Origin of the sequence: Amycolatopsis thailandensis (assembly GCF_002234405.1) — a bacterium.
GTDB classification, from domain to species: domain Bacteria; phylum Actinomycetota; class Actinomycetes; order Mycobacteriales; family Pseudonocardiaceae; genus Amycolatopsis; species Amycolatopsis thailandensis.
Genome location: NZ_NMQT01000302.1, coordinates 1 through 688, shown reverse-complemented (window position 1 = coordinate 688; position 688 = coordinate 1). Strand labels below are relative to the sequence as shown.

At 66.3% G+C, this 688-nt stretch carries 1 pseudogene; it reads right to left on the bottom strand.

The window, feature by feature from the left end:
• Positions 1–688, bottom strand: a pseudogene (locus CFP71_RS42470) (excinuclease ABC subunit UvrA); the annotation flags it as partial.

The following is a 688-nucleotide window of genomic DNA, read 5'->3' as shown; positions in this document are numbered from 1 at the left end:
CTGGAACCCAGATGCCGCACCATCTTCACGCGCTGCGCCTCGCCGCCCGAAAGCGTCCCGGATTCGCGGTCGAGGCTCAGGTAGCCGAGGCCGATCTCCACGAGCGAGTCGAGGGTGCCGCGCAGGGTCTCCAGCAGCGGGGCGACCGACGGGTCGTCGAGTTTGCGGACGACGTCGGCCAGGTCGCTGATCTGCATGGCCGAGCAGTCGGCGATGTTCAGCCCGTCGATCTTCGAGGACAGCGCCGCCTGGTTGAGCCGGGCACCGTCGCACGACGGGCAGTGCCGGAAGGTGATCGCCCGGTCCACGAACGCCCGGATGTGCGGCTGCGTCGCCTCCTTGTCCTTCGACAGGAACAGCCGCTGGACCTTCACCAGCAGGCCTTCGTAGTTGGTGTTGATCCCGGCGAGCTTGATCTTGGTGGCGGGCTTGTGCATGAAGTCTTCCCACTGCTGCGGGGTGTAGTCCTTCAGCTTGACCGCCGGATCGACGAAACCGGACTCGGCCAGCCCCTTCCAGTACCAGCCGCCCGGCGCGAAGTTCGGGACGGTGATCGCCCCTTCGTCGAGCGAAAGCTCCTTGTCGACGAGCTGGTCGATGTCGATGGTGGAGACCTTCCCCAGCCCCTCGCATTCGGGGCACATCCCCTCGGGAAGGTTGAAGCTGAACGCGCCCGACGTTCCGACGT